27 protein-coding genes are annotated in these 26,596 nt (G+C 64.2%); 4 read left to right on the top strand and 23 right to left on the bottom strand.

The genetic code is table 11. The features are described from left to right. Nucleotides 1–35: 35 nt before the first annotated feature. The 3 genes from WMN78_RS13625 to WMN78_RS13615 are packed head-to-tail and all read right to left on the bottom strand — an operon-like array spanning nucleotide 36 to nucleotide 4,028. Nucleotides 36–1,136 carry an NADH:flavin oxidoreductase/NADH oxidase gene (locus tag WMN78_RS13625; protein WP_340534257.1) on the bottom strand — a complete coding sequence of 367 codons (1,101 nt, stop codon included), beginning with the start codon at nucleotides 1,134–1,136 and terminating at the stop codon, nucleotides 36–38. Continuing rightward, the gene (locus WMN78_RS13620) at nucleotides 1,136–2,170 is read right to left on the bottom strand and encodes a tetratricopeptide repeat protein (protein ID WP_340534255.1); all 1,035 of its coding nucleotides are present in this window, start codon (nucleotides 2,168–2,170) and stop codon (nucleotides 1,136–1,138) included. The genes WMN78_RS13625 and WMN78_RS13620 overlap by 1 nt, the downstream gene beginning before the upstream one ends. Nucleotides 2,171–2,219: 49 nt before the next feature. Beyond that, nucleotides 2,220–4,028 (bottom strand): hypothetical protein, encoded by a 1,809-nt coding sequence (locus WMN78_RS13615; protein WP_340534253.1) that lies wholly within the window; start codon nucleotides 4,026–4,028, stop codon nucleotides 2,220–2,222. Nucleotides 4,029–4,221: 193 nt separating this feature from the next. Between WMN78_RS13615 and WMN78_RS13610 the strand changes: the two genes are divergently transcribed. Next, nucleotides 4,222–5,520: an AI-2E family transporter gene (locus WMN78_RS13610; RefSeq protein WP_340534252.1), complete on the top strand. Its 1,299-nt coding sequence runs from the start codon at nucleotides 4,222–4,224 to the stop codon at nucleotides 5,518–5,520. Between the two features lie 49 nt (nucleotides 5,521–5,569). Here WMN78_RS13610 and WMN78_RS13605 read toward each other — a convergent pair whose 3' ends face one another. Both WMN78_RS13605 and WMN78_RS13600 read right to left on the bottom strand, forming a co-directional pair. Beyond that, nucleotides 5,570–6,370 (bottom strand): alpha/beta hydrolase, encoded by an 801-nt coding sequence (locus WMN78_RS13605; RefSeq protein ID WP_340534251.1) that lies wholly within the window; start codon nucleotides 6,368–6,370, stop codon nucleotides 5,570–5,572. A 10-nt stretch (nucleotides 6,371–6,380) separates the two neighbouring features. Beyond that, nucleotides 6,381–6,725, bottom strand: a complete 345-nt coding sequence (locus tag WMN78_RS13600; protein ID WP_340534250.1) for an ATP/GTP-binding protein — start codon at nucleotides 6,723–6,725, stop codon at nucleotides 6,381–6,383. Between the two features lie 70 nt (nucleotides 6,726–6,795). On the opposite strand from WMN78_RS13600, the gene nucS reads away from it, so the two are divergent. Beyond that, nucleotides 6,796–7,491 carry an endonuclease NucS gene (gene nucS, locus WMN78_RS13595; protein WP_011692440.1) on the top strand — a complete coding sequence of 232 codons (696 nt, stop codon included), beginning with the start codon at nucleotides 6,796–6,798 and terminating at the stop codon, nucleotides 7,489–7,491. Between the two features lie 296 nt (nucleotides 7,492–7,787). Next, nucleotides 7,788–7,991: a cold-shock protein gene (locus WMN78_RS13590; protein WP_011692441.1), complete on the top strand. Its 204-nt coding sequence runs from the start codon at nucleotides 7,788–7,790 to the stop codon at nucleotides 7,989–7,991. A 175-nt stretch (nucleotides 7,992–8,166) separates the two neighbouring features. On the opposite strand, the gene WMN78_RS13585 is transcribed toward WMN78_RS13590, so the two are convergent. The 14 genes from WMN78_RS13585 to WMN78_RS13520 form a co-directional block, all read right to left on the bottom strand. After that, nucleotides 8,167–10,683: a DUF2156 domain-containing protein gene (locus WMN78_RS13585; RefSeq protein WP_340534293.1), complete on the bottom strand. Its 2,517-nt coding sequence runs from the start codon at nucleotides 10,681–10,683 to the stop codon at nucleotides 8,167–8,169. Nucleotides 10,684–10,760: 77 nt separating this feature from the next. Further along, nucleotides 10,761–12,116 (bottom strand): alpha/beta hydrolase, encoded by a 1,356-nt coding sequence (locus WMN78_RS13580; RefSeq protein ID WP_340534239.1) that lies wholly within the window; start codon nucleotides 12,114–12,116, stop codon nucleotides 10,761–10,763. Between the two features lie 5 nt (nucleotides 12,117–12,121). Further along, nucleotides 12,122–12,553 carry a DUF2550 domain-containing protein gene (locus tag WMN78_RS13575; protein ID WP_028270090.1) on the bottom strand — a complete coding sequence of 144 codons (432 nt, stop codon included), beginning with the start codon at nucleotides 12,551–12,553 and terminating at the stop codon, nucleotides 12,122–12,124. Between the two features lie 10 nt (nucleotides 12,554–12,563). Next, on the bottom strand, nucleotides 12,564–12,848 hold the full coding sequence (locus WMN78_RS13570) for a F0F1 ATP synthase subunit epsilon (protein ID WP_011692445.1): 285 nt from the start codon (nucleotides 12,846–12,848) through the stop codon (nucleotides 12,564–12,566). A gap of 1 nt (nucleotide 12,849) precedes the next feature. Next, nucleotides 12,850–14,304: a F0F1 ATP synthase subunit beta gene (gene atpD / locus WMN78_RS13565; RefSeq protein ID WP_011692446.1), complete on the bottom strand. Its 1,455-nt coding sequence runs from the start codon at nucleotides 14,302–14,304 to the stop codon at nucleotides 12,850–12,852. 81 nt (nucleotides 14,305–14,385) lie between these two features. Further along, the gene (locus WMN78_RS13560; RefSeq protein ID WP_340534237.1) at nucleotides 14,386–15,279 is read right to left on the bottom strand and encodes a F0F1 ATP synthase subunit gamma; all 894 of its coding nucleotides are present in this window, start codon (nucleotides 15,277–15,279) and stop codon (nucleotides 14,386–14,388) included. A 76-nt stretch (nucleotides 15,280–15,355) separates the two neighbouring features. Beyond that, the gene (gene atpA / locus WMN78_RS13555) at nucleotides 15,356–16,993 is read right to left on the bottom strand and encodes a F0F1 ATP synthase subunit alpha (protein WP_340534292.1); all 1,638 of its coding nucleotides are present in this window, start codon (nucleotides 16,991–16,993) and stop codon (nucleotides 15,356–15,358) included. An 82-nt stretch (nucleotides 16,994–17,075) separates the two neighbouring features. Further along, nucleotides 17,076–17,903 (bottom strand): F0F1 ATP synthase subunit delta, encoded by an 828-nt coding sequence (locus tag WMN78_RS13550; RefSeq protein ID WP_340534236.1) that lies wholly within the window; start codon nucleotides 17,901–17,903, stop codon nucleotides 17,076–17,078. Continuing rightward, entirely contained in the window at nucleotides 17,903–18,451 is a 549-nt protein-coding gene (locus WMN78_RS13545) for a F0F1 ATP synthase subunit B (RefSeq protein ID WP_011692450.1), read from the bottom strand. Before WMN78_RS13545 ends, WMN78_RS13550 begins: the two co-directional genes overlap by 1 nt. Before the next feature lie 52 nt (nucleotides 18,452–18,503). Beyond that, nucleotides 18,504–18,722 carry an ATP synthase F0 subunit C gene (atpE, locus tag WMN78_RS13540; protein ID WP_011692451.1) on the bottom strand — a complete coding sequence of 73 codons (219 nt, stop codon included), beginning with the start codon at nucleotides 18,720–18,722 and terminating at the stop codon, nucleotides 18,504–18,506. Nucleotides 18,723–18,802: 80 nt separating this feature from the next. Beyond that, complete coding sequence (gene atpB / locus WMN78_RS13535) at nucleotides 18,803–19,603, bottom strand: F0F1 ATP synthase subunit A (RefSeq protein WP_340534232.1); 801 nt, start codon at nucleotides 19,601–19,603, stop codon at nucleotides 18,803–18,805. 91 nt (nucleotides 19,604–19,694) lie between these two features. Continuing rightward, a complete protein-coding gene (locus WMN78_RS13530; protein ID WP_340534231.1) occupies nucleotides 19,695–19,994 on the bottom strand; it encodes a hypothetical protein in 300 nt (99 codons plus the stop codon). Between the two features lie 16 nt (nucleotides 19,995–20,010). After that, nucleotides 20,011–20,502: a hypothetical protein gene (locus WMN78_RS13525; RefSeq protein WP_340534230.1), complete on the bottom strand. Its 492-nt coding sequence runs from the start codon at nucleotides 20,500–20,502 to the stop codon at nucleotides 20,011–20,013. Nucleotides 20,503–20,609: 107 nt separating this feature from the next. Continuing rightward, complete coding sequence (locus WMN78_RS13520; protein WP_340534229.1) at nucleotides 20,610–21,770, bottom strand: MraY family glycosyltransferase; 1,161 nt, start codon at nucleotides 21,768–21,770, stop codon at nucleotides 20,610–20,612. A gap of 296 nt (nucleotides 21,771–22,066) precedes the next feature. Between WMN78_RS13520 and WMN78_RS13515 the strand changes: the two genes are divergently transcribed. After that, the gene (locus WMN78_RS13515; protein ID WP_340534228.1) at nucleotides 22,067–22,963 is read left to right on the top strand and encodes a glycosyltransferase; all 897 of its coding nucleotides are present in this window, start codon (nucleotides 22,067–22,069) and stop codon (nucleotides 22,961–22,963) included. Between the two features lie 31 nt (nucleotides 22,964–22,994). On the opposite strand, the gene WMN78_RS13510 is transcribed toward WMN78_RS13515, so the two are convergent. The 4 genes from WMN78_RS13510 to prfA are packed head-to-tail and all read right to left on the bottom strand — an operon-like array spanning nucleotide 22,995 to nucleotide 26,545. After that, nucleotides 22,995–23,753, bottom strand: coding sequence for a WecB/TagA/CpsF family glycosyltransferase (locus WMN78_RS13510; RefSeq protein WP_340534227.1), 759 nt, complete (start codon nucleotides 23,751–23,753; stop codon nucleotides 22,995–22,997). Continuing rightward, a complete protein-coding gene (locus tag WMN78_RS13505; RefSeq protein ID WP_340534225.1) occupies nucleotides 23,750–24,547 on the bottom strand; it encodes an L-threonylcarbamoyladenylate synthase in 798 nt (265 codons plus the stop codon). Before WMN78_RS13505 ends, WMN78_RS13510 begins: the two co-directional genes overlap by 4 nt. 18 nt (nucleotides 24,548–24,565) lie before the next feature. After that, a complete protein-coding gene (gene prmC, locus WMN78_RS13500) occupies nucleotides 24,566–25,453 on the bottom strand; it encodes a peptide chain release factor N(5)-glutamine methyltransferase (protein ID WP_340534224.1) in 888 nt (295 codons plus the stop codon). 18 nt (nucleotides 25,454–25,471) lie between these two features. Next, nucleotides 25,472–26,545, bottom strand: coding sequence for a peptide chain release factor 1 (gene prfA / locus WMN78_RS13495; RefSeq protein WP_340534223.1), 1,074 nt, complete (start codon nucleotides 26,543–26,545; stop codon nucleotides 25,472–25,474). Nucleotides 26,546–26,596 lie beyond the last annotated feature (51 nt).

Below are 26,596 nucleotides of genomic sequence, written 5' to 3'. Positions count from 1 at the left end.
GCCGCGGGGGGAGGATCGTCCGGAAGGGTTACTTCCTAGAAAGAGTGGCGGGGCACGGCCCGTTCGTACTGCGGGGCCCACGGAAGCTCGTGGCCGAGTTCAAAGGCGGCGCGCAGCCACCAGTGGGGGTCACGGAGGGCGGCGCGGGCGATGAAGACCCCGTCAGCCTGGCCCGTGGCGACGGCGTGTTCTGCCTGCCCGGCCGAGGTCAGGAGTCCCACCGTGCCGGTCCGTACTCCCGCCTCGCGTTTAATCCGCGCCGCGAACCCGGTCTGGTAGCCGGGACCGGCGGGAATCTGTTGGTGCGCCACGGCGCCCCCGCTGGAGACGTCCACCAGGTCCACACCGTGCTCGGCGGCGGCGCTGGCCAGCCGGACCGAGGCAGCAGCGTCGATCCCGCCCTCGGCCCAGTCCGAGGCGGAGATCCGCAGCAGCAGCGGCATCGAATCGGGGATGACGTTCCGCACGGCGTCCACCACGGCGAGCGTCAGCCGGTTCCGTCCGGGCTCGTCGCCGCCCCAGGCATCAGTGCGGTCGTTGATGAGCGGACTCTGGAACTGGTGCAGGAGGTAGCCGTGGGCGCCATGGATTTCGATCGTGTCGAACCCCGCGTCAACGGCCCGCACAGCAGCCGCCGCGAAATCGGCAATGACGCCGTCGATCTCCGCCGCTGTCATGGCAGCGGGTGCGGTATAGCCGTCGAAGGCCGCGGTGCCCGGCCCCGCGGCCTGCCAGCCGCCGTCGGACGCCGGCACTGAACCGCGCTTCCCCGAGAAAGGCCAGTAGGTCGAGGCCTTGCGGCCGGCATGCGCCAGCTGAGTCCCGATCTTGGCGTCGGCGGCGCCGTAGCGGTGCACGAACCCCGTGATCCGCTCCCACGCTGCGGCCTGTTCGTCGTTGTAGATGCCGGCGTCAAGCGGGCTGATCCGGCCGGCCGCGTTCACCGCGGCCGCTTCGGTGAGGATCAGGGCCGCCCCGCCGGCGGCAAAGGAACCCAGATGCATAAGATGCCAGTCATGCGGGACGCCTTCGCCGGTGTCGGGGCCGCAGCTGTACTGGCACATGGGCGAAACCCATCCGCGGTGGCGCAGTTTCAGTGAGCGTAGCTCCAGCGGCGAAAAGAGCGCCGAATCCATTAAAAAAGCACCCGTGCCAGCCCTTGGCGCGCCTTCGCGACGCGCTCGTCGGACGGGCCCACCACCTCGAAGAGCTCCAGCAGGCGCACCCGGGCGGTCTCGCGCTCCGGGCCGAAGTTCCGGCCGATGAAGCTGACGATCCGGCCGAGGGCATCGTCGATGTGGCCGCCCGCGATGTCCAGGTCCGCCACGCCCAGCTGGGCCTCAAGGTTGTCCGGCTGCTCGGCCGCGAGCTGGCGCAGCGCGTCGCCGTCCGGCCCGGTCACGGACTGCAGGCGCTCCATCAGCTCCACCTGGGCGAGTCCGGCTTTGGCTTCGGCATCCGCCGGCATTTCCAGCAGGGCCTGCCGGTAGGCCGCGGCGGCCGCGGCGAAGTCGCCGGCTTCAATGGCGTCGTAGGCAGCCTGGTGCAGTGGCGGCAGCGGGGCCGGTTCGGGCTCGGCCGCGGCTGCGCCTGCCCCGCCCAGGCTGCCGGTGACGCCGTTCGCTGCAGCTACCTTCAGCAGCTCATCGAGCAGGCTGCGCACCTGCTGCTCGTCGGCTCCGCCCTGGAAGAGGGGCACCGGCTGCCCCTTCACCACTGCCACTGCGGTGGGGACGGCCTGGACCTGGAAAGCCTGGGCAAGCTGCGGGAAGGCGTCGATGTCAGCCGCCCCCAGGACCAGTCGTCCGCCGTAGCTGTTGATAATGCCTTCAAGGACGTTGAGCAGCTCCCCTGACGCGGGAGAATAGCTTGCCCACAGCCCGAAGACCACGGGCACCTGTGCGGACAGTTCAACGAGCTGCTGGAAGTTGGCCTCGGTGACTTCGACGCGAAGGGGTTGTCCGCCGGTGTCCGGCGACGCCCCCTGGGCGGGGCCCGCCGCCGGAGCAGCGCCGGGCTGGCCCGGAGCGGACTGCCCTGCACCCCCGGCGGGTGACTGCCCGGCCGGTGGCGCGGGGCGCTGTTTCAGGCTGGAAAGGTCGACGGCGCCGCGCAGGTTGAGCTGGCTGGCAGCGGCTGGAGGGACTGGTCGGGAGGCTGGCGAACTCATAGCCTCCACTCTAGCCACTCCGGCCGCTGCCGGTCATACCCGGAGCGGGCTACTTGAAGCTGGCTCCCACGAGCCCGCGGGTGGCCGCTACGAGCTTCATCGGGTCCTTGGACCCGGTCGGCGGGATGTAGACCGCCATGGATTCAGCGAAGTTAAGCACCATGCCGGAGCTCGTTTCCTTGCCGCCGGCCAGCACTGCTGCGTCGTCGCCGATGGCCAGCTTGTCGCCCTCGGCCTTGGGCGTTCCGTCGAAGGCGAAGTTCAGCCGGCCAAGGACCAGCGCGCCGCCGTCTGCGGTGCGGAACACCACGGTGTCCTCGGGGACCACCTTGTGCGTGAAGCTGAAGTTGCCGTTGACGCCGGTCTTGGCCACATCCGCCTGGTAGGCCAGGGTGTCGGCAATGTACGGCGAGGACTGGCCCTCCACGAGCTTGTCCTTGAACGTCGAATCAGCCTTGGTCAGGCGGTCGCCCAGCCCGGCCAGGGCTTCCTGTCCGCTGTAGAGCAGGCCCGACTTGTCGTCGGCGGCCAGGGTCTCAGTGCCGGCGCGTCCGATGGCCGGGAACGTGGTGCCCGGCTGCAGCGGCGTGGTTTCCACGAGCTTGTAGTTCTCGCGCGGGGATTTCTGCACCAGGGTCAGGAGCTGGGGCACAACATTGCCTTCACCCTGGGTGACGGCAAGCACCGAGCGGGGCCAGGCGCGCTTGCTGGTCACGACGGTGGTCAGCAGCTTGGTGGCGCGGACGGGCATGCGTGCCTCGTAGGCGCCCACCTGGGAGCGGATCTTGTAGTTCTGCGTGCGGACCTCGAGTTCGGTGCGGTCCACGCGGGACTTGAGCTTCGCAGCGTCCTTGGCGGCGTCGCCGGCGTCCACCGTGCTGGACACCTGTTCCAGGATGCGGCGGAACTGGGCATCGAGGAGCACCGGGGAATCGGCAGCGGTGTCTGCCGCGGCAGTTTCGCCGGAGGACGGCGACGGCGCCGGAGTCGTGGTTGCCTGGGCTGCCACGCCGGTTCCTGCCACGAGGGTGGCTGCGAGCGCAGCCATGGCAAGGCCCGTCCGCCCCGCGCCGAAGGCGGCAGGGGAATTGGTGGAGCCGGGGTGCTTTTCGACCGGCGACGGAGCGGCGGGTGCCGGCTTGTCGCCAGGGGCCGGCTTGTCGGCCGGACGTATTGCGCGGGCACGGCGGACAAGCTTGTCTTTCATGGATTCGCCGGTCTCGTCCCCGCCAACTCCGGCAGGCTTGCCGCCCTTTGGCTTGAGTACGAGCAGTGCCAGTCCGGCCAGTATCAGCAGGCCGCCAAGGACCATCAACGGCACAGCCCACGGAGTGGACGTGTCATTGGGGAACGTCATGGAAATGGACGACGGCGCCGGCTTGGTGCCGTCCGAGGCCAGCAGCAGCGACCACTCGCCGTCAGCCGGGGCACTCCACGTGTAGTTCAGTTCACCGCTGGCGTTCTCGGTGGTGACCCACAGATCGGAACCGGCGGGCGATGGTGCGGCTGCTTCACCGTCAGTATGGGTCAGCTGAAGGGCCTTGTTGTCCTCGGATACTCCGGAGACGGTGTTGTGGGCGGTCTTGCCAACCCAGGCGTCAACGTCATCCGGGCGGCCGGCGGCCAGCATGAAGCTGCCTTCGCCCTTGACGTTGATCTTGACCGTACCCCCGTGAAGGGTCCGCAACTTTTCGTCAATAACGGTCAGCGGAGCGGCGGTGCCGTCGGCAGGCGCCGTGGCCGTAACGGTCTCGGCCGGGGCCCAGAAGGTCTTCTGTCCTACGCCGGCCAGCAGTGTCATGAGGCCGAGCAGCACTAGTGCAACTGCAGTCTTGAAACGCAAAGGGATACCTATCATCAGCGGGGGTTTACTTTCAATAGTAACCATTTTGTTACCAATGAGTCAGATCGGGGCTTGGTTCCCAGCCTAGGGCAACTGGCCGCGCCGCAAGGAAAACAGTGCGCTGACGGGCCTGCTGATAGTGTTTGCGATGATCATCACACGGCCCTGCAACAGCGGCGCCACGGACGGAAAAGGGCCCCAGAACGCAGTGACTGAACACACGGATTCGTCCAACCCGGGACAGGAAACAATGCCCGGATCCGGTGCCCCGGAAAATGCGACGGCGGGTGCGCAGCACCCGCGCAAACCGTTCCTGCCGGGCCTGGCCGCTGCGGTGGTGCGCAGGCTGCGGACACCCATTCCCGGCGCGCAGCCCAGGCTCCGCTTCGAAATGCCGCCGGAGTTTGCCGAGGACTCCACCGCGCCTGTTACGGAGACCAGCACCCGCTTTGGGCACCCGGGACCGCGCATGTCGTCCCAGCATCCCTTATATATGGGTTTTATGGGCACCGTGGGCGTCGGCCTGGCCCTCCTCGTCTACTGGATCGGGTCCAACACCACGCAGCTCCTGCTCTGGATTGTGACTGCGCTCTTTATCGCCCTGGGTTTGGATCCTGTGGTGCGCTGGCTGGAGGAACGCAAACTGCCGCGGCCCATCGGCATCCTGGTGTCGGTGACAGTCCTGGTCTCCGCCGTTGCCGGATTCTTTGCCACTTTGATCCCCACCATCGTCCAGCAGGTGACCCAGGTTGTTCAGGAGGCGCCCCGCTGGATCACGGACTTCATCAACTCGGATTTCTTCCGCAGTGTGGACGACCAGTTCGGCGTGCGGGAGCGCATTACGCAGGAGCTGGAAAAATTCGTTAACGATCCGGATGCCATGGGCGGCATCTTCGGAGGGGTGGTCGGTTTCGGTTCCACAGTGGCCAACGGTCTTTTCGGAACCCTCATTGTCCTCGTCCTCAGCCTGTACTTCCTGGCGGCCCTTCCCGCAATGAAAAAGTGGGGCTACAGGCTGGCGCCGCGCTCCCGCCGGCAGCGGGTGGAAGCGCTGTCGGAAGAGATCACCGGCTCCGTCGGCAACTACGTCATCGGCCAGGCCTGCGTGGCCCTGCTTAACGCGACCTTCGCGTTCATCGTGATGTCCATCGCCGGCGTCCCTTTTGCCGTACTGCTGGCGTTCGTGGTGGCCCTTCTGGCGTTCATCCCCCTGGTCGGCGGAATGATCGCGGGCGTCCTCGTAACGCTGATCGCCCTGACCGCCGGCTGGCAGACGGCTGTTGTCTACGCCATCTGCTACTTTGCCTACCTGCAGTTCGAGGCCTACTTCATCTCGCCCCGCATCATGCAGAAGGCAGTGGCCGTGCCCGGCGCCGTGGCCGTGATCTCCGTGATAGCCGGCGGCAGCCTCCTGGGTGTCCTCGGCGCGCTCATCGCCATTCCCACCGCTGCAGCGGTCATGCTGCTTGTCAAGGAAATCTTCATCGTCCGCCAGGACAAGCACTAGCCAAGGACCGAAGCGGCCCGGGGCAAAACGCCCTGCCGGGCCAATGCGTCTAGGGGGCGGCCGCGGCCACGGGTCCGTTCCATTCCTGCGGCAGGCCCCCGGGACCCGCGCCACGTTCCGTGACCTCGTCAACGATCTCGTTCAGCACGCGGGCCGCATACTTCTCCCCCACCCAAAGGTGCTTGGCGCCGTCGACCCCCACAACCTCGGCCTGCGGCACCAGGCTGAAGCGCTCCGCGGCGGCGGCCGGCTGGAGGTAGTCGTCGTGTTCGGGAACCAGCACTTTCAGGGGTTTGCCCGCGGCTGCCCACTCCCGCAGGTGCTCATTCGTGGCCCGGTGCAGCGGGGGTGACAGCAGGACGGCGCCTTCCACCTGGGAGGCCACTGGCTCCGTCGCCCCGTACATCAGTGCAAGTTCCGTTCCGAACGACCAGCCCACCAGCCAGCGGTTGGGCAGGTTCCGGGACGCTGCGAACCGGACTGCTGCCTCGACGTCGAGCCGTTCGCCGATGCCCTCTTCGAACCGGCCGCCGCTGGTGCCGCGGGGAGAACTGGTCCCCCTGGTGTTGAACCTGAGGACGGCCACGCCGGCGAGGGCGGGCAGCCGGTAGGAAGCCTTGCGGTAAACGTGCGAATCCATGAAACCCCCGTGCGTGGGCAGCGGGTGGAGCGTGATCAGCGTGGCGGCGATGTCCCCCGACTCCGGAAGGGCGAGCTCGCCGACGAGGACGTGGCCGTCCTCAGTCTGCAATTCCACATTCTCCCGGCGGGCCGGAAGGACTGTCGAAGCCCGGATGGCAGTTGTTTCGGAAGGCTGGCTGAATACGAACGACGCCGGGTCAAAAGTCATGACTAACAGCTTAGCGATAGCGGTACGTGCGTGACGCCCAGCAGTTGGAGTGCCAGTGGCGCCGCTCCGAAAGGCCCGCGGCCGCGCCAAACAGGTGGTCCTCCGCCCAGACCACCAGGTGCTCCACGCCTGGCAGGACCGCTGTTGAGCAACCCGGGCAAATGTAGGCCTTTTCAGCCCGCTTGGCCGTCATGGTGCGGACCATCCACTCGCCGTCGGGGGCGCTTTCCCGCCGGGCGATCCCGGACCGGGCGCGCTCGAGGTCCAGCTCCGGCACGGGACCGGTGGCGTGCTTGCGGCTGGCCTGTCCCAGTTTTCCGGAGGCGGCACGGCGGGGGCGGTTGGAACGGGGCATGCCTCCATTCTGCCCCAGGCTCTGACCCCGTGCTGTCCCTGCCATGGGCCCAGACGGTAGTGTTGACCGGGTGCGTTTAGTCATAGCCCGTTGTTCTGTTGATTATGTTGGCCGGCTCAAGGCCCATCTCCCCCTTGCCACCAGGCTCCTGCTGGTGAAGGCGGACGGGTCCGTCCTGGTGCACTCCGACGGCGGCTCCTATAAGCCGCTGAACTGGATGAGTCCTCCGGCCAGCCTGCGGGTCTCCACGCCCGACGAGGTGGACCTGGAGCTCGGCGTCACCGAGCAGTGGACCGTACAGTCCGCTAAGACGGACGACCGGCTCATCATCAACATCCACGAGCAGCTGCACGATACGTCCCATGAGCTGGGCCAGGACCCCGGGCTTATCAAGGACGGGGTGGAAGCTGACCTGCAGCGGCTACTGGCCGACCAAATCGAGCGGCTCGGCACCGGGTTCTCCCTCATCCGGCGCGAGTACTTCACCGCCATCGGCCCGGTGGACATCCTGGCCAGGGATGCGGACGGTGCCACGGTAGCCATCGAGCTCAAAAGACGCGGTGATATCGACGGCGTCGAACAGCTGACCCGATATCTGGAACTGCTCAACCGGGACCCGCTGCTGGCGCCCGTCCGCGGCATCTTCGCTGCCCAGCAGATCAAGCCGCAGGCAAAGGTCCTGGCCAATGACCGGGGCATCGACTGCGTCACCCTGGACTACGACGCCATGCGCGGCGTTGACGACAGCGAATCGCGCCTCTTCTAATCGGCGACCGGGCAATTGCCCGGGCACGATGTCATAAGGAAGCGGTTCACATGGGCTTTACGCAAAATTTATCGAATTCCCCCTTTTACCCGTTGACCTGACGGACCCCACATGAAATTCTTATCTAAGTCTTTGTGTAGGTGTTTTTCATGCTCGCAAGACATGTTGCGAGCGCGAAGCTTCGTCAGCTAGTGTCCGGTTCCACCGGGCGGTAAGCCAGGATTCTTCTCGCGGAGTGACCAAGTGCGGCACGAAGTGTGCCGGACTTAAGAAAGTTCCACAATGAGGAGATATACATGGCACAGGGAACCGTCAAGTGGTTCAACGCTGAAAAGGGCTTCGGCTTCATTACCCCGGATGACTCCGACGGTGATGTCTTCGTTCACTACTCGGAGATCCAGACCGGTGGGTTCAAGACCCTCGACGAGAACCAGCGCGTTCAGTTCGAGATCGGCCAGGGCGCCAAGGGCCCCCAGGCCACCGGTGTAACTCTGGTCTAGTCCCTCGTCGGAGCGCCGCCTGGCGGCGTCCTGCGAATCGATGATCCTCGGCATTAGTGCCGGGGATCATTTTTTTGCAGGATATCCATTCATGCGCCAATGCATTGTTGGTTGTCATAAATGTTTTCGAAACCTGAAAACAACGTGCGGATAACACTCATCAGGCGTTACGCAATTAGCGGACCAGCGTCCTGAGCAGCCGAGCGCTCTGGCGGACCGAAAGTCCGGGAAGGTAGGCCCGGCTCAGTGCCCGGCCAATGGCGGGCAGTTGCAGGGGGTCCTGGTAGTAGAGGTACAGCGTGCGGTAATCAGGTTTGAACCGGGATTTGAAGGTGGCCAGCGAGCGGAACCCGTACACCGGCTCCAGTGCCCTCCCCACCACATCAAGGATCGCCGTGAGGGCTTCGGGCTCCTGCCCTGCCTGCTGCTCCGACTCCCCCGGTACGCCGGACGCCGCCGCTTCTGCAGGCTCTTTGGCCAACGGCGAGCCGGACAGCGAAATGACTTCCACCGAACTTCTCAGCTCCAGAACGGCGGAGGCGATCAGGAACTCCATGACCCCGGGGAATCCGTCCTCCCGCCGTCGCATAAAATCAAGAGTCCAGCTGACCACGCGTCCTTCCTCAAATACGGGAAGCCAGCTGGTGACGCCGTGCACCAGACCGTCGGCGTCAACCGCGACGCAGCACAGCACGTCGTCGTCCATCAGTTCGTCCATGCCGCCGAGCGTAAAACCCATTTCCGGAACGCTCTTCTGCGCCGCCCACTCCTCGGAGACCTCAAGGAGCTGGGCACGCAGCACCGCCGGAAACCCGCTGTACCGGCCCCAGACGGCTTCGACTCCGGTCTTGCGCGCGCGGTTCAATGCGGTCCGGACGTTCTGCCATTCCTTGCCTTTGAATTCGAGCTCCCGGACCGCCAACCGGGTCTCCTGGGCGACGGCCACCCTGCTGAAGCCGCGGGAGCGGAGCAGTGGCCACAGCCCGTCGGTGCAGGAATAGAAGCAGGGAACCAGCGCATGCTCAGCGCAGTACCGGATGAATCCGGTGGCTGCCTCCTCCCGCAGCGCGGGGTCACCAAACGGACCGCCCAGTGTCAGGGCCACACTGCCATGCTGCTGGTAGGCGACACCGGCGTCAGCGGCGGGGGTGAACCAGTACTTGTTCGGTTCCCACAGCGTCATCCAGGACAGCGAGTCTCCGCCCCGGCGCACCAGTCGGCGGGCCACGTCCCTCGCATCGGCGCCGGCACCGGCACCGTGGTGACGGCCCAGCAGCACCACCCACACGCCCGCCAGGGCGACGGCCCAAAACAGGATGCCGGAATAGGCAAACAGGAACGCCTCGACCGATTGCCGGTCACGGAAGATCCGGTTGTACAGGCTGGGGATGGGCACCGGCAGGTACTGGCGGGCCAGTTCGGACACGAGCCCGGACAGTCCGCCGTCGCGCTCCATTCCGCCGGCTCCCAGCCAGGCAACGGTGTAGGTCCCGGCAAGTGCAGCCCAGGTTCCTGCAAGAACCCGGGTCAGGCTGCGCCGTGCTCCCGCCGGCGCTTCCACGCGGAACTGCCGCCGGTTGATCCATAGCAGGACCACGAGCAGCAATGGAAGTGCCACGAGCGGGAGCACATGGACGAATCCCGAGCCCATAACGGCGGTGTGCGGCCGCGGCGGATAGTGCGGAATCCGGGCAAACAGCGTGAGGTACACGGCTGACAACGCCGTGACTGCCAGCTGGACTCCGATGGTGATCCGCCAGGCAAGCCGGCGTCCGCGCCTCAGCCCGTCCGCGCAGATCAGCAGGAGCAGCACGGGCACGACGGCCTGGGCAAGGCCCAGCGGTCCGGCGAATCCCGTGCGTCCGAGTTCCAGGCAGTTCACGTCCACGGTGCCGCCGCAGTTTTGCTCCAGCTGGCTGAGGGTTGGCAACGGGTTCAGGACGACGTCCCGCAGCAGCGCCAGCGGACCGGTAGGGCTCCTGACCGCGGCCGTCAGGATGGGACCGACAGCGAAAATCCCTACGATCAGGGCCAGGAGGTTCCGCGTCTCACGACCCGTGGAACGGTGCCGGTGGAGGGTTCCGTGGTCGCTCTGGATCCACCACCCGGCGGCAAGCCCGGCCAAGGCACCCAGGAACCCGACCACCGTCTCCGGATGCCCTACGTACAGGACGAGGAGCAGCGACGCGGACATGATGCCCGCGCGAAGGCGCCGTTGCCACAGGGTGGGCACGAGTCCACTGGCCCCAAGCACTGCGGCCAGGACGGCGGCATACGGCCCGATAAGCCCGGCGTCCACCATGAGGCCCATCCAGCCGTCGCCGGCGTAGCGGGCAAGCTGGGTGAACAGCAGGAACAGCGAGACCGCCGCGAACTGGCCCCCGAAGAAGAACGCTGCCGTCCGCAGCGTGCCCAGCCGGCGCTCGGCAAGTCCCAGCAACAGCAGGATCATGAGGGCGGCGGTGAAGTAGGCAGCGGGATTCGTGGCGAAGAAGAGGGAAGTGAACATGGACCACCAGCGTCCGTCCTTCAACGCGGCCACATGTACAGACGCGACGTCCAGGAGCGCTTCCGGCGGCCCGGACAGGAAGCTGTTGGTGGCCGCGCCCGTGCCAAGAAACAAGCCAAGAACAACAAGGGTAAATGGCACCGCCTTGAAATGCTCCCGGATGCGGCGCAGGGCCCGCAGCATCACGTCAGCCCAGGTGACGCTGCCGTCGCCCACGGACCGGTTCCTGCCAATGTCGCGGAGGGCCTCCCGTTGGTTGGTCACGGCTGAATTCCCCAGCGCGCGGCCCAAAAGTCCAGCGCTGCGGGGAGGCCCCGGGAAGCGGCCTCCCAGGAATGGCCTGTGTTGGCTACCGGCTGCGCCTGGACAGAAAAGCCTGCCTTGCGCGCCGCCGCGGACAGTTCGTCCATGTACGCAAGGAATTCCGGGTCCCTGGAGCCGGCGCCGAAAAATACGGCGTGACCCTCGAACCGCGTTCCCCGCATGATGGCCAAGGGGGTCTGTGGATCAAAAGCTCCCACGTCGCCGCCAAACGCCGCGTCAATCGTCTTCTGCCGCTCCTTTGCCAGCGCCGGCTCCCGCTCGCTCGAAAACGCAAGGACCGAGGCGTAGACATCAGGATGGCGGGTCCCCATCTGCAGGGCGCAGGTGGCCCCAAAAGAAAATCCCCCCGCTGCCCACTGCCGGTGGTCCGGGTCAACGTCAAGTGTCTGCCCGATCCACCGGGGCACATCCACCGCAAGAAATGTGTCGGCCCTGGCAATGCGGCTGTCCATGCAGAGCGTGTTGGCCGACGCGGTGCCGTTCGGATCCACCACCACGACAACCGGAGCGACGCCATCGTGATCCTGTGCGAAGCGGTCCATCCGGCTGCGCAGGGCGCCACCGGTGAGCCAGTCCGAGGGACTGCCTGGCTGACCGGCAAAGAGTACAAGGACAGGAAGCGCGGGGCGGGGTGTGGCCTGATAGGCGGGAGGCAGGTAGATGTAGGCCTCACGGCTGCTGAATCCCGAGGCGGTGCCCGGGATGACAGCCTTCCTCAGTACACCGGCCGCGGGCATACCCTCCGGGGCCCGCCAAGAGGCGAGGGCGGCGGGGGAAGCGTCAGCAGGCTGGCGCTGCAGTCCGGCTTCCAGGGGCTGGATCCTGGCCACGGCCGTGCCCATGACGTCACTGACCGTATGGTTGAGGCCGAAGTAAGCGTTGATCTGGACGGCAGCGAGCAGAAGGACTCCCACCATGGCAGCCGTTGCGGCGGTCCTCCCCCGCCACGCAGGCCGTCCCGCCGGAGGAGATCCCGCCGGAGGAGAACCCGGAGTAGAAGATCGCCGGAGTTTCCACAGCCGGAGCACCCACAGGAAGAGGGCGAAGACCACTGCCACAAACCACGCAAGCACTTCGCGCGGGAGACTCTCGGGCAGGGTTGAAAAGGCGTACAGCAGTAGCCAGTGCACGGCGGCCACCGCGCCTGCGGCCAGCAGGAGGGCAGCGGCGGCGATCAGGAGCCAGCGGCGCCCGCGGGCCCACAGCAGCCAGCCGAAGCCAGCAGCGCCTGCGGCCCAGGCAAACCACAGCACGGGTCCATCGGTGAGATGGACATCAGCGAAGAAATCCACCGGCGTTAACGCCAGGTGCCCACACCGATGACCGGCCCGGCTTCCAGCCACGACGACAGTCCGGTGTACGCGTCGAACTTCATGGCCAGCAGGACTTCCTGGCCTTCGTAGTGGAGTTCCACGATGACGGAGTCGGGCTGGACCTTCACGAGTTCCGCTTCGGTGGGCTGGCGGCGCCCCACAAGTTCCAGCGAGCTGCGCCGGAAAGTGTATTTGGGTCGGACACTGAGCGAGAGCAGCTTGAACCACTCAAGGTCGTTGTCCTGATAACGACAAACCCCCATCTGCCAGCTTTTTCCAGCCGTGCAAATGGAGGCGTCCACTGTGCCCAGGGCACGCCGCAGGTTAAAGCGGCGCACCCCGGACAGGCACAGTGCAAAAATCAGCAACGCAAAGACTGTTGCCAATGCGATGAACGGAAAACCAGGATCGTTCATCAAGGTAGTGCTAGCGGATCCCCGCGGTAGCCGCTTCACCCATTTGGGCGTTGTCAGCAACAATGACCACCCTGTTGTTGTCAACGGAGAAGAATCCGCCGTCGACAACTACGGCAATGCGCTCACCGGAAACCGGCTCAATGGCCAGCTCACCTTCGGCCAGAATCGCCAGCAGGGGCGAGTGGCCGGGCAGGATTCCGATTTCACCATCGCTGGTGCGGGCCTTGACCATCTTGGCCGCTCCGGACCACACGAAGTGATCCGCTGCGACAATCTCAACCTCAAGCTCAGCCATATTACTTGGTCTGTTCCTGGATCTTGGCCCACTGGCGCTCAACGTCATCCAGGCCGCCGACGTTGAAGAACGCCTGCTCTGCAACGTGGTCAAGCTCGCCGTCGCAGATGGCCGTGAAGCCTTCAACCGTGTCCTTGATGGAAACGGTGGAGCCTTCGACGCCGGTGAACTGCTTGGCGGTGTAGGTGTTCTGGGAGAGGAACTGCTGGATGCGGCGTGCACGCGACACGACGATCTTGTCCTCTTCAGACAGTTCGTCAACACCGAGGATGGCGATGATGTCCTGGAGTTCCTTGTTCTTCTGCAGGATCTGCTTCACACGGACAGCCGTGTTGTAGTGGTCCTTGCCGATGTACTGGGGGTCCAGGATTCGGGAAGTCGACGTCAGCGGATCCACAGCCGGGTACAGGCCACGTGAAGCGATTTCACGGGAAAGTTCCGTGGTCGCGTCGAGGTGGGCGAAGGTGGTGGCCGGCGCCGGGTCGGTGTAGTCATCTGCGGGAACGTAGATGGCCTGCATCGAGGTGATCGAGTGGCCCTTGGTGGACGTGATGCGCTCCTGGAGGAGGCCCATCTCGTCAGCAAGGTTCGGCTGGTAACCCACGGCGGACGGCATGCGGCCGAGAAGGGTGGAAACCTCGGAACCTGCCTGCGTGAAGCGGAAGATGTTGTCGATGAAGAGCAGCACGTCCTGGTTCTGCACATCGCGGAAGTACTCCGCCATGGTCAGGGCTGACAGTGCAACGCGCAGACGCGTTCCCGGCGGCTCATCCATCTGGCCGAAAACAAGGGCGGTGTCCTTGAGGACGCCTGCCTCTTCCATTTCTACCCAGAGGTCGTTACCTTCACGGGTACGCTCGCCAACGCCGGCGAACACCGAGGTGCCACCAAAGTTGCGGGCAACACGGGTGATCATTTCCTGGATCAGCACGGTCTTGCCCACACCGGCGCCGCCGAACAGGCCGATCTTTCCACCCTTGATGTACGGGGTAAGGAGGTCGATCACCTTGATGCCGGTTTCCAGCATCTCGGTGGAGCCTTCGAGGGTCGCGAAGGCCGGGGCCTTGCGGTGGATGGCCCAGTGGTCCGAAGCCTGGATCTCGGACTCGTCAACGTCAAGCGGCTTGCCGAGGACGTTGAAGATGTGGCCCTTGACGCCGTCGCCGACAGGTACGGTGATGGGCGAGCCGGTGTCCACAACGTTGGTGCCGCGGACGAGTCCGTCGGTGGCCTGCAGGGAGATGGCGCGAATGAGGTTGTCACCCAGGTGGAGGGCAACCTCGAACGTGATGGTCTTGGTCTCACCGTTGAGAGTAATCTCCGTGGTGAGTGCGTTGTAAATCGAGGGGATTGCGTCAGCCGGGAATTCGACGTCGACAACCGGGCCAATAACACGTGCAATACGGCCGGTAGCACCGGACGTTGCGGCTACGTGTTCGGTAGCGGTGGCAGTCATCTCTCTCACTTCACTCAGTAGATGGCGTGGGGGTTAAGTTTATCTTTTGGTGCAGGTACAGCTGGATCCGAACCGTGCTGGCTAGGACGCGTTCAAGGCGTCGGCACCGGCCACGATTTCGGAAAGCTCCTGCGTAATTTCAGCCTGGCGGGCAGTGTTGCGCAGACGCGTGTACTTCTTGATGAGGTCCGTGGCGTTGTCGCCGGCGGACTTCATCGCCCGCTGACGGGCTGCGAGCTCGGAAGCTGCTGCCTGCAACATGGCGGCGAAAATACGTGATTCGATGTAGCGCGGCAGCAGAGCGTCGAGAACCTGCTCCGTTTCCGGCTCGAATTCGTAGAGCGGCAGGAGGTCCGATTCAGACGCAGCCTGCTCTTCGACAACTTCGAGGGGAAGGAGACGGATGACGGTCGGTTCCTGCGTCACCATGGACTTGAAGCGGGTGTAGACGACGTGGATTTCGTCCACGCCTCCCTCTTCGTAGGCGGTGGCAAAATCCTCGAGCAGCGCTGCGCCGATTTCCTGCGCGGTCGCAAACTCCGGTGAATCCGTGTTGCCGGTCCATACCCGTGCGTAGGGACGGTTCCGGAAGTCGAAATACGCCTGGGCCTTACGGCCGACAACGTACGTCTTGACTTCCTTGCCTTCCTCATGGAGCAGCTCGGTGATGCCTTCCGCCTGCTTGAGCACACTTGCCGAGTAGGAACCTGCCAGGCCACGGTCCGAGGTGATAACCAGGACGGCGGCGCGGCGGATCTGCTCGGGCTCGGTGACCAGCGGGTGGTCGATTTCACTCTGGCTTGCGACAGCAGAAACGGCACGCGTGATCGCGTTTGCGTAAGGCAGTGAAGCCGCTACGCGTGCGCGGGCCTTGCCGATGCGCGAGGTAGCGATCAGTTCCATCGCCTTGAAGATCTTGCGCATCGACGTCGTCGAGCTGATCTTCTGGCGGTAGACCCGAATCTGGGCTCCCATACTTATCCTTTCCTAAGATCCCGGTGGCCGGGACTGCCGGAACCCGCGGGGGTCCCGGCAGTCCCTGCCAGCGAAACTAGCGCTTCTGCTTGACGATTTTTTCCTGGTCGACCTGCGCCTCGTCGATGGGGGCGTATTCCTCGTGCCCCGCACCAACCAGGAGGTTGTCGCCCTCGCCGAAGAAGCCCTTCTTGAAGGCCACGATCGAGGTCTTCAGTGCTTCTGCGGTGTCATCGTCCATGACATTGGTCTGAGCCAGCGTCGTCAGGATGGAGGACTTGTGCTTCAGGTGCTCCAGGAACTCGGTCTCGAAGCGGTTGATGTCCTCAACCGGAACGTCGTCCAGGTGGCCGTTGGTACCGGCCCAGATGGACACAACCTGGTTCTCGACCGGGAACGGCGAGTACTGGCCCTGCTTGAGCAGTTCCATCAGGCGTGCACCACGGGTCAGCTGCTGGCGTGATGCGGCGTCGAGGTCCGACGCGAACATTGCGAATGCCTGCATGTCGCGGTACTGGGCCAATTCCAGCTTCAAGGTACCGGAGACCTTCTTCATTGACTTCACCTGCGCTGCGCCACCCACGCGGGAAACGGAGACACCCACGTCGACGGCGGGACGCTGGTTGGCGTTGAAGAGGTCCGACTGCAGGAAGATCTGGCCATCGGTAATGGAGATCACGTTGGTCGGGATGTAGGCGGAGACGTCGTTTGCCTTGGTCTCGATGAGCGGCAGGCCGGTCATCGAGCCTGCGCCCAGCTCGTCGGAGAGCTTGGCACAACGCTCCAGGAGACGGGAGTGCAAGTAGAAGACGTCGCCCGGGTAGGCTTCGCGTCCCGGCGGGCGGCGGAGGAGCAGTGAAACTGCACGGTAGGCCTCAGCCTGCTTGGAGAGGTCATCAAACACGATGAGGACGTGCTTGCCGCCGTACATCCAGTGCTGGCCGATAGCCGAACCGGCGTAAGGAGCCAGGTACTTGAAGCCTGCGGGGTCGGACGCGGGGGAAGCCACGATGGTGGTGTATTCCAGTGCGCCGTTGTCCTCGAGCGTCTGGCGAACAGCCGCGATGGTGGACGCCTTCTGGCCGATTGCCACGTAGATGCAGCGCACCTGCTTGGTGACATCTCCGGAAGCCCAGTTGGCCTTCTGGTTGATGATGGTGTCGATAGCAATTGCCGACTTGCCGGTCTGGCGGTCGCCAATGATCAGCTGACGCTGGCCGCGGCCGATCGGGATCATGGCGTCGATAGCCTTCAGACCGGTCTGCATCGGCTCGTGAACCGACTTGCGCTGGGTCACGCCGGGCGCCTGGAGTTCCAGGGCACGGGTGGTTTCAGCCTTGATTTCGCCGAGGTCGTCGATCGGCTGGCCCAGCGGGTCAACCACGCGGCCGAGGAAGGCGTCGCCGACCGGCACGGACAGAACCTGACCCGTGCGGTGGACTTCCTGGCCTTCTTCGATTCCGGTGAAGTCACCGAGGATGATGACACCGATTTCGCGGACGTCGAGGTTCTGGGCCAGGCCCAGCGTGCCGTCTTCGAAACGAAGCAACTCGTTCGCCATGACCGAGGGAAGGCCCTCAACACGGGCGATGCCGTCACCTGCGGTGGTCACACGGCCGACCTCTACGCGCTCTGCGTTTCCGGGTTCGTAGGACGCCGCGAACTCGTTCAACGCAATACGGACGTCGTCGGCGTTGATGGTCAATTCGGCCATCTGCAGTCCCTGCTCTCCTGTTTTCGTGATCATCGTTGTCACGATGACCGGGGTTTCTATCAGTTAAGTTGTGCTTGTCCGGTTAGCCGGCAAGCTGACGCTGGAGCTGGCCCAGGCGGGTGAGCAGCGAAGCGTCTACCACTTCATCACCAACCTGGATCCGGATTCCACCGATCAGTGCCGGGTCAACGTTCATGTTGATCTTGAGCTCGCGCCCGTACAGGGCGTTCAGCCCTGCCTGCAGCCGGCTGGTCTGCGACTCCGTCAGCGGACGGGTGACGCTGACCGTTGCGATCCAGCGCTGCTGGCGCTTGGCTGCAAGTTCTGCAAACCGACGCACAAGGTTGGTCGCCTTGAGGCCACGGGGATGCGAAACTGCCTGCCCGATAAGGACTTTCGCTTCCTCGCTTGCATTGGGAACGAGCTTTTCGGCGAGGGCAATCTTGGCAGCCGGGCTCGCCTGCGGCTCGGACAGAGCACGCTGTACCTCATGGCTGGAATCAACGGCGTGGTTGAAGGAGAACAGATCGTTCTCCAGCGTTTCCAGTCCGGTGATTCCTGAGGCAGAGACGGCCGACTTGTTCTCAGCAACGGCAATTACCACCGAAGCGGCAAGAGTCTCGAGTGCATCGCCGATATCCCGAGCCGACGCCCAGCGTGAACCGGCCAGTCCGCTCGCAATTTCCGCAGCATCAGTGGAGACTTTTCCACCGAAGAGCTGCTTGACCAGTGCCGACTTTTCGTCGCCGCTGCGGGACGGGTCAGTCAGGGCACGGCGCAAGCCGGCGGAGCTGTCCACTGTTCCCAGGATTCCGAAGAGTTCCTTTGCCAACTGCAGCGAAGCGAAGGGAAGCTTGGCTTCCAACGCAACCAGCGCCGCGGTCAGCGATTCGCTCGATACACCTGCCATTACTTAGCTGCACCTGCGTTCTGGTTCTCCAGATCTGCCAGGAAACGGTCAACCACACGGGCTGCACGTGCATCATCGCTCAGTGACTCGCCGACGATACGGCTTGCCAGGGTGGTGGCCAGCGTGCCGACTTCGGCGCGCAGGGACACAACGGCCGCCTGGCGCTCGGACTCGATCTGCGCGTGGGCGTGGGCGGTGATGCGGGCAGACTCTGCAGCTGCCTTTTCCTTCAGGTCCGCCAGGATCTGAGCGCCTTCTGCACGGGCTTCCTCGCGGATGCGGTTGGCTTCTGCACGGGCGTCGGTGAGCTGCTGCTTGTACTCTTCGAGTGCAGCAGAAGCCTCTGCCTGGGCCTTTTCGGCCTTGGCAATGCCACCTTCAATAGCCTCGGCACGCTCTGCGAACGTCTTCTCGAACATCGGGACAACGAACTTGACCACGATGTAAAAGAGGACAGCAAAGCCGGCCAGGACTACGCCCATTTCCCAAGGGTTGGGAACGAGCGGATTAGTGCCTTCGGTGGCGGCTGAGATGATCGTCTGATTCATATTTCACCCGTCCTTATCTACTCGGTTCTGGATGTTCGCTAGGTTCTAACGATTAGGAGAGAACGAAAGCGAAGACCAGGCCGAGGATGGCGAGTGCTTCAGTCAGCGCGAGGCCGAGGAATGCGATCGGCTGCAGGACGCGCTGGGCTTCCGGCTGACGTGCCACACCATTGATGTAAGCCGCGAACACGAGACCCACACCGATACCACCGCCGATAGCGGAGAGGCCGTAGCCGATGAGGTTGAGGGAGCCGTTGATGGAGCCTTCCATTTTTCTTCCTTTCAAGATGCCACCCGTGTGGCAGGTTGTTTGGGTTGCTTCATCCCCGCGAAGGGGAAGTATGTGGGTGCCTAGTGGCTGTCCGCGTGCAGTGCGCCTTCAATATAGATGGCAGTCAGCAGCGTGAAAACGTAAGCCTGCAGCGCCATGATCAGCGCTTCCAGCATGTACATGGCGATAGCGCCGACGAGAACCAGTACCGAGGTGCCCTTGAGGAGGATGTTCTCCTGCATGACGAGGTACTCGATGCCCGATCCGGCGATCATCACGATCAGGTGACCGGCCAGCATGGTGGCGAACAGACGGAGGCTGTGCGTGACCGGGCGGACCAGGAAGTTGGAGATGATCTCGATCGGGATGACGATCGGGAGAATGTAGACCGGCACGCCCGTGGGAACGGTGGCCAGCTTGAAGTACTTGAGCCCGTTCTTCTTCACGCCAATGGCGATCCAGGTCAGGTAGACAATGCCCGCCAGCACATAGGCGCCGCCGACGTGCGAGAAGCTCGGAAGCTGGATCAGTGGGATGGCGCCGTAGATGTTGTTCACCAGGATGAAGAAGAAGAGGCTGAACAACAGCGGGACGTACTTCATGAAGTCCTTGCCGCCAATGATGTCCTTGGCGATGCTGTTGCGGACGAAGCCGTAGGCGGCCTCACCTGCGAACTGCAGTTTGCCGGGAACAAGCTGCTGCTTCCGCGCAGCTAGCAGAAAGAATGTAGCGATAATGACGACCGACAGGATTACCAGCAGCATCTGCTTGGAGAATCCGTCTGCCGCACCCCACGGCAGGATTGCCGGCAGGTGCATTTCTTCAATTCCAGGAGGATTGAACTCTCCTGAATCTTGGGCCGGGAGCGCAAGCGCGATCAACGCGTTTCCTCTCTGCAGTGTCCATCATTGGGCGTTGGTAAGGGTCCGGCGATCATCGTGTCCGCCCTTCCCCTTGTGAAATTGTTAGGCATTACTGTTCCTCGTCCTTGGACGGGCCGCTGGCTGCACTGTCTTCACCAGTTGACGTTCTGTTACTGGTGAGGCCGTGCATATGAGAAAGATAGAACCCTCCCGCAGCTCCAAGCAGAGCGCCTGCGAGCACAATCCAGCGGGTTCCCCACAGATAATCCAGACCCCACCCTATCAAACTCCAGACGATGATTCCGCCAATTATGTAGCTGAAGACGGCGATGCCGGCGTTGTATCCGCCGTCCCCTCCGTCGGAAGATACGCCTGCTGAACCTTGGGTGGATTTGGGGATTTCCCCCATGTTTTTTCGCTTCGAATTACGGCTGTTCATCATTGCCGTCTTTCACGGGTCGGGGGTCGTCATAAATACGGAGGCGCGCTTTGCTGAACCCGTAAATCTCCGCTGCCTGCCAAAACACGACGGCGGTAACGGCGCCGATCAGGAACCAGCGGCCGTGGAGCCAGGCAGGTGCGCCGATGACGAAGAGCACCACGGCAAATCCCACGACCTTGACGAAGTAGGTGACGACGAAGACGCCGATGGCACCCGATGGATTGTTCCGTCCGACAAAATGGCCAACCAGGAGGCTGATTCCGAAGAAGGCCATCACCAGGAGTCCGCCGAAAGTGCTGGACAGCACTCCCCCGGAGCCGTTGAGTATGGCGGCCGGTATTCCGGCGAGCACAAGGCCGGCAAGCGCCGCTCCTGCGCTCAGCTTCAAAAGTCCCAGCCACAGTGACTTTGTGGGGCCGGAGACACCAACGGGTCCGTTGCCGGATCTGTGTCCGGGTTCGGCGTTGGAGGTCATCAGATCCCAATCGTCGTGTACTGCGGGCTGGCAAGGGAGGGCGCGGCGAAGAGCTGCACTGAAATTCTACATGAGATAGAAATTATTCGGAAAAGGGTGTCCAAAGGTCACTCCAGTCCTGCCGCTTCCGCTTCGGCCTCTGCTTCCGCTTCCGACCTTGGCCCCGCGCCGGGAGCCTTGTCGCGAAGGTATGGCCATGCGGTGACCACGGCCATGATGGCGGCCGCCGCGACGTCCACGGCCAGTACCGTCTGCCACGGGAAAATCGCGAAAGCGAGACCGCCGAAGGCCAGGACGCAGGTCCATGCGTACATCAGGAGGACGGAGGCCCGGTGGGAATAGCCGATGTCCATGAGTTTGTGGTGCAGGTGTCCGCGGTCGGCTGACCAGGGCGAACGGCCCAGAGCTGTCCTCCGTACGACAGCCAGGCAAAGATCCAGCAGCGGCAGGAACAGCACTGCGAAGGGCAGCAGGATGGGGATGATCGTCGGAATACCGTTGGCGCGGTCATAGAGGCCGGACGTGATCTGGCCGGTTGACACAATGCCCGCGGAGGCCAGGAGCAGGCCGATCAGCATCGCACCGGAATCGCCCATGAAGATCTTTGAAGGAAACCAGTTATGCGGCAGGAAACCGACACAGCTGCCGACCACCACCGCGGTCAGCAGCGTCGCAAGATCTGAATAGTCAAGCAGGACGGCCGACCTGTGCACCCAATAAGCGGTCAGGAAGAACGCTGCCCCGCCGATGATCGCCACGCCGGCGGCAAGCCCGTCAAGCCCGTCGATGAAGTTGAAGGCGTTCATGGTTGTCACGATCAGCCCTGCGGTGAGGACGATGCGGACGATCTCATTTTCAAGCAGGATCGGTTCGGGGACAAACGGGACGATGGTCATCCTGACACCCCAGATCGCCACCACCATGGCTGCCGCGCTCTGGCCAATCAGTTTCACCCACCACCGCAGGTCCAGCAGGTCATCGGCGAGGCCTACGATGACGATCAGCGTGGCGCCGGCGAGCACCCCCCAGGGGGAAGCGTTACCGCGGAAGATGTCCTTGACGAAGAACGACTGGCTCGCAACGATCAGCGCAACCAGGAATCCTGCATAGATACCCAGGCCACCCAGTCTGGAAACCTTGTGGGAGTGGGTATCGCGGCTGCGGATCGGCGAGAAAAGCTTCAGCCTGTTGCCGATCAGCCGTGCGCCCCACGTCGCGGCAAAGGAGACGGCTGCCGCCGTCAGCATCATCAGCAGGTACATGATCACGGGCAAACCACCGTCCCCGCGCCGTCAGCGGAACCCATCCCCGACATTGTGTATCCCTGCGGCCCGATGAGTGCAGGGAGGCAGGGATAGCCAGGGTGCGATTGCTGTGGAACTGACTTTCGATAAATGAAACTTCTCCGTCGCCGTGCGCGCGGCAGGCAGTGCGTAGTGCCTGACAGGGCTGTATTACAGTGGACTCTAGTCAAGATACTAATGCCAACGGCTAGCTGGCTTCGCGTCACACGGCCCATTGCCGGCGGGAAATCCACCGGCGGCCGTGTTGAAAGGAACCAGCAATGTCCCCCTCGGTTGCAGTTGCCGCCGTGACGTTTGACCGTCCCCGTGAGCTCGCCGTTCTGCTGAATGCCATCAACCGGCAGAGCGCTCCGATCAGCTCCATTTGCCTCGTGGACAGCGGCACCGTGCCCGCCAAAGAGGTGGCGGACCAGCACTCCAACTTGGATTACGTCCGGTCCGAAGCGAACCTGGGCGGCGCCGGCGGCTTCTCCCTGGCCATCCTCAAGGCGGTGGCCAGCGGCGCTGACTGGATCTGGATGATGGACGACGACGCCGAACCCGGCGACCCGGAGTGCCTCGCCACGCTGCTCCGCGAGGCCGAGGAACGCGGCATGGATGCCGTGGTCCCCCTCGTTGCCGCGCCGGGCCACCCGGACCGGCTGTCCTTTTTCTTCCGCCTCGACGGCAAGGTCACCCATGACCGCGCGGAAGTGGAGAAACTGGGGTTCCTGCCTGACGACGGCCACTTTTTCAACGGCGCGCTGATTCGTTCGGACGTCTTCTTCAAAGTGGGCCTGCCCGATATGCGGCTGTTCATCCGCGGCGACGAGGTGGACTTCACCATCAGGCTGCGTAAAGCCGGAATCCGTTTTGGCACAGTGACCACCACCGCCATCACGCATCCCCACGCCTTCGCAGAGACCCAGCACGTGTTCGGTGCGCGGTGGCACGTGATTGTGCCTGAAACAGCGTTCAAGCGCTATTACTACTACCGGAACCGCGGGTACCTGATCCGCCGCCACTTCCGGGTGAAGTCACTCGTCGCGGACGTGGGCGGCTACCTGGGCTATTTCCTGCGCCGCGGCGACTTCCGCGGCCTGGCCGATTGGTTCCGGGCGTTTTCCACCGGGCTCCGAGGCAAGGGCTTCGCTCCCCTGAAGGACCAGAAGTTCTAGCTGACGGACGAGTCCACCCGGCGGGCGGGTCCTAGCGGTCGGACCTGAGGCGACGCCGGACCAGGAGCGCCAGGAGAACCCACGGCTCGCCGAAGACGCGGTAGGCAACCCTGCGCGGATGCAGCATGAGCCGCCATGCCCATTCGAGTCCCAGCCGGCCCAGCCAGCGGGGTGCCAGCTTCTGGATTCCGGCGATCTGTTCGATCGCACCGCCCACCGCGCAGTACACGGCCGGGGGAAGTTCGCCAAGCCTCCGGCGGAGCACCATCTCCTGCAGCGGCATGCCCAGTCCGAGGAGCACCATCTGGGGACGCAGCCCGCGCAGCCACGAAACAGCCTGGTCCTCGAGAGCTTCGTTCCAGCCCTCTCCGGGCATTCCGGCCACCTTGGCATTCGGCATGATCCCGGCGAGGCGCGCCACAGCCTTGGCATTGGCTTCCGCGCCGGCGCCGATCACGGCAATCCGTTCCAGGCCTTCGACATTGCCGAGGGCAGGGATCCAGTCGGTGGAGCCCAGCCGGTAGTCCATGACGGGCCCGTCCGCATCTCCCGATCGTCCCCAGAGCCACAGCACGGGGGCGCCGTCGAGCAGCACCACATCGCTGTCGTCGTAGAGGGCCCGGAATTCCGGATCCGAATGGAAGAGGGTCACACTGTGCAGGTTGTGGCCCACCACGGTGCGGGTTCCGCCTTCGGCGACAAAGCGGTTGAGGGTGGCCGTCATCCCGGGAACGGTCAGGGGCGTCGCGTCGACGCCGAGGACAGGGACATGCTGCCGTGTGAGGATCATTCGGCGCCGGGTCCCGTCACTGATTCGGCGTTCTTCGCCGGTTCCGGTGTCTTTGCTGGTTCATCGCCAGGCGCCGGTGCGGCCTCCGGGTCAGCCGCAGGTACGTCAGCCGCAGGCACGGCCGCATTGCCGTCAATGTCCAGGAGCTCCGGGACAACTTCGCGGAGCCGTTCCAGGGCGATGGCACCCTGGCGCACCACACGAAGGGGCAGGGCGGTGGCGTCAACAATGGTGGACGGAAGGGCGTCGCTGTCCGCGTCACCTTCAGGGCGCAGTCCCCCTTCGAGGTAAACCTCCACGGATTCGGCGAGCTGAGCCATGGCCTCGGCGGCGGTGCGGGCTGCCGGCTGGCCGGTGCGGTTCGCGGAAGACACCGCCAACGGTCCGGTCAGCGTCAAAAGGTCCTGTGCGACGTCGTCGGCCGGCATCCGCAGTGCGACGGTGCCCCTGGTCTCGCCGAGGTCCCAGTCCAGCGACGGCTGCGCATGGAAAATCATGGTGAGGCCGCCCGGCCAGAACGCCTCAGCCAGCTTCCGTGCCTCTGCCGGGACGTCCGTTGCCAGTCCGTCCAGCGCATTGAGCCGCGGAATCAGGACGGGCGGCGGCATCTTGCGGCTGCGGCCCTTGGACGCGAGCAGCATGGTGACAGCCTGCGGCGAGAACGCGTCAGCGCCGATTCCATACACCGTGTCGGTCGGGAACACCACGCATTTATGTTGGCGGATGGCCCGCTGGGCGTTCTCCAGCCCTTCGGCCCGCTGGTCAGCTGCCGTGCAGTCGTAGGTTGTGGTCACTGGCCTATTCTTTCATCACTATTGGTCCGTCGGTTCCTTGAGGACCGCGCTGGTGGCACGCTCCTTGCCGTTGAGGTCCAGGTGCGTTGTCACGTCGGACCAGACGCCGGATCTCTTCAGCATGGCGGCAATCCAGGACGCCTGGACTTCGGCGTGTTCCATCACGAAGTAGCCGCCGGGGAACAGCAGCCGGGCGGCTGAGACCGCCGCCGCCGTCGGAAGTTCCATGCCGTCCGCTCCCCCGCCGTAGAGCGCTTCGGGCGGATCGTGCAAGGCCACCTCGGGTTCATTGGGGATTGCCTCCGCGGGAATGTACGGCGGGTTGGAGACGACGACGTCGAACGTTCCGTTGTGTTCCGGCAGCGCGTCCCGCAGGTCCCCGCGGAGCAGTTTCACGCCCAGGGGCGCCAGGTTCCGCGCCGCCCAGGCGTGGGCAAACTCGCTGAACTCCACAGCGTAGACGTCCGCGCCGGGAACCTCCAGGGCAATGGACCCTGCTATGGCACCGGACCCGGTGCCCAGGTCCACCACCTTCGGATGCCCGCTGCCGTTCTGCTTGTCCCGTGCCTTGAGCCAGTCAATGACCAGTTGGACCACGGACTCAGTCTCCGGCCGCGGAATGAAGACCCCCGGACCCACGGCAAGCTGCAGGTAGCGGAAATGGGCCACGCCGGTGATGTGCTGCAGGGGCACCCGCCGGGCACGCTCGGCAACCAGCTCGGCGTAGCCGTCCGGCGCAGGGGCATCCCCCAGCAGCATGGCACGCAGCCGGCCCAGGCCGACGCCCAGAAGGTGGTCCGCCAGCAGCTCCGCGTCCACGCGCGGACTGGGAACGCCGGCGTCGGCCAGGAGTGCCGTGGCTTCGCGGACGGCCTCAGCCAGGCTCAGTCCTGTTCGAAGTGTCATCAAGCGACCAGCCGGGGACTATTCGCCGATGGCGTCCAGGCGGGCCTGTTCGTCCATCTCGATGGCCGACTGGATGACGGGCTCCAGATCGCCGTTCATGACCTGGTCCAGGTTGTAGGCCTTGTAACCGGTTCGGTGGTCCGCGATCCGGTTTTCCGGGTAGTTGTACGTGCGGATGCGCTCGGAGCGGTCCATGGTGCGGATCTGCGACTTCCGCTGGGCCGAATTTTCGGCGTCGATCTGCTCCTGCTGGTGCGCGAGGATGCGGGCCCGGAGCACACGCATACCGGCCTCACGGTTCTGCAGCTGCGACTTCTCATTCTGCATGGCAACCACGATTCCGGTGGGAAGGTGGGTAATGCGGACTGCGGAGTCGGTGGTGTTAACGGACTGTCCGCCGGGGCCGGAGGAGCGGTAGACGTCGATCTTGAGGTCGTTCTGGTTGATCTCGAGTTCTTCGGGCTCGTCCACTTCAGGAAGCACCAGCACCCCGGCGGCCGAGGTGTGGATACGGCCCTGGGATTCCGTCACGGGAACGCGCTGTACGCGGTGCACTCCGCCTTCGAACTTCAGCCGCGCGTAAACGCCTTCGGCCGGATCGTTGGAGTTGCCCTTGACGGCCATCTGGACGTCCTTGTACCCGCCGAGGTCCGATTCGGTGGCTGAAATGAGTTCGGTTTTCCAGCCGCGAGACTCCGCATACCGGCTGTACATCCGCAGCAGGTCCGCGGCGAACAGCGCAGCCTCGTCGCCGCCTTCGCCGCCCTTGACCTCAAGGATCACGTTGCGGGCATCGTCCGGGTCCCGCGGAATGAGCAACCGGCGCAACTTGGCGGACGCAGTCTCCAGCGAAGCCTCCAGCTCGGGCACCTCGGCAGCAAATTCGGGGTCCTCGTCCGCCATTTCCTTGGCAGCCGCCAGGTCATCCCGAAGGCTTTCCCACTTGTGATAGGCCTCCACAATGCCGTTCAACTGAGCAGAACGCCGCCCCAGCTTCCGGGCAAGCTTCTGGTCAGCATAAACAGCAGGATCCCCCAGCTGCGCCTGGATAGCATCATGCTCATCCAACAGGCCCTGTACGGACTCAAACATTTTCAAAACCTCTTTCGACTCTTACAAGTCTAGTTTCAGGAGACTTAACGA

This window comes from Arthrobacter oryzae (assembly GCF_037911235.1).
Lineage (GTDB): Bacteria > Actinomycetota > Actinomycetes > Actinomycetales > Micrococcaceae > Arthrobacter > Arthrobacter oryzae_E.
The sequence above is the reverse complement of the archived record's forward strand: the minus strand, read 5'-3'. Positions and strand labels throughout refer to the sequence as shown.